The organism is Evtepia sp. (assembly GCF_056797215.1).
The window spans coordinates 1-1,873 of the sequence record NZ_JBQILM010000074.1; the positions used below are offsets into that span (position 1 = coordinate 1).

The following is a 1,873-nucleotide window of genomic DNA, read 5'->3' on the forward strand; positions in this document are numbered from 1 at the left end:
CCCGCCGTCCTGCCGCAAACGGCGCGCCGGGTCGTCGCGCCCTACGGAGCGCCTTTGTCAGCAATTTTGGATCTTGCTATAGACGGCCCGTTTTCTTCCCTGCGGGGCGTCCAGGGGGCCGCCCCCTACATAATCATGCCTGTTGTTTGATTACTCCGCGGCGGCGGGGGCTTCGGGCTCAGCGGCGGGGGCCTGGTCCTGGCCCTGCCGGCCCTCCTGGATGGCGTTGGCCATGACGGAGGAGATCAGCTTGATGGCCCGGATGGCGTCGTCGTTGCCGGGGATCACGTAGTCGATCTCGTCGGGGTCGCAGTTGGTATCCACAATGGCCACGATGGGGATGTGGAGCTTGCGGGCCTCGTTGATGGCGTTGCGCTCCTTGCGGGGGTCCACCACGAACAGGGCGCCGGGGAGCTTGCGCATCTCGGTGACGCCGCCCAGGTACTTCTCCAGCTTGGCGATCTCGCCCATGTGCTTGATGACTTCCTTCTTGGGCAGCATGTCGAAGGTGCCGTCCTCCTGCATCTTCTTCAGCTGGGCCAGACGGTCCACACGGCCCCGCATGGTCTTGAAGTTGGTGAGCATTCCGCCCAGCCACCGGGCGTTCACCCAGTACATGCCGACCCGGCCGGCCTCTTCCTTGATGGCCTCCTGGGCCTGCTTCTTGGTGCCCACGAAGAGCAGCGTCTCGCCCTTCTCGCCCAGGGAGCGGACGAAGTTATAGGCCTCCTCCAGCTTCTTCACCGTCTTCTGGAGATCAATGATATAGATCCCATTGCGCTCGGTGTAAATGTAGGTGGCCATCTTGGGGTTCCACCGGCGGGTCTGGTGGCCGAAGTGTACGCCGGCCTCCAGAAGCTGCTTCATAGATACGACTGCCATAGTTTGTTTCCTCCTGTTTTCAGTTATTCTTCCGGGGGCATCATCTCCTCCGCCAACCCGGTTTTTCTCCGGGCACCGGGCGGAAAATCCGCACTCCCACGCATAATGCCCTGGTAGTATATCACAGCTTTCCCAGGGATGCAATACTTTTTTTGCTTTTTCTCCCCCCGGAAAATGTCAAGGGTTAAATGCAGAAAAATCTAAAACACTTTTTTGTGCATTATTTACAAAAGCAGTTCTACCCCTTCAATGCCTGCCCCCTGGGCAAGCTCCAGCAGCACCCGCCCGGCACACCTTCCCCCAAGGATGCCGCGCGGGTACTCGTTTACCCACCTCTGTACTTCCAGTGTGTCCGCCTCGGTTATCCCGGTGAAGTCCGTCCCCTTCGGCACCCGCCGCCGAATCATGCGGTTTCCGTTCTCGTTGCTCCCTCGTTCGTAGGCGCTGTACGGATGACAGTAATAGATATGCGTCCGGTCCCCTTCTCCGGTCACGGTCCGCGTCATGCCCTCCCAGTCTTGGAACTCGCTGCCATTGTCCACGGTGATTGTCTGGAATATCCGCCGAAAGTTGAAGCTCCCCAGTTTCTTTTCCAGCATATCCAGCACGGCCACCACGCTTGCCATTGTCCCGTCCGGCATAAGAAACATGAGGTCCGCCCGCGACGTTCTTTCCGTCATGGTCAGGAACCGCTTCTTGCTCCCGCCCTCTTTGGCGGACAGCACAGAATCCATTTCCCAGTGAAACGGCTCTTCCCGTGTCGCCACTTCCTCCGGCCTGTCCTCGATACTGTCCCCCTTCGGCACCCTCGCCGCCTGGACCTTCTTGTACTCGGTCTTTCTCTTTCCACCCATCGGCAGGCTCTTATTGGTCACTCGCAGAAATACCCCGTCGTTGATGTACTTATACACGGTCCACTTTGAGAGGGTCACGGAGAAGGTCAAGCCGTCCTCCTTGATTTTGTGCAGGGCAGCTTCCGGGGAATATCCGT

Annotated in this window: 2 protein-coding genes; both read right to left on the bottom strand. The window is 59.1% G+C overall.

All coding sequences use genetic code 11. The features are described from left to right. Nucleotides 1-150 precede the first annotated feature (150 nt). Nucleotides 151-882: a 30S ribosomal protein S2 gene (gene rpsB, locus ACTOZL_RS10210; RefSeq protein ID WP_482478293.1), complete on the bottom strand. Its 732-nt coding sequence runs from the start codon at nt 880-882 to the stop codon at nt 151-153. 224 nt (nt 883-1,106) lie between these two features. Next, a partial coding sequence (locus tag ACTOZL_RS10215) for an IS30 family transposase (protein WP_482478295.1) occupies nt 1,107-1,873 on the bottom strand: 767 nt, incomplete at its 5' end.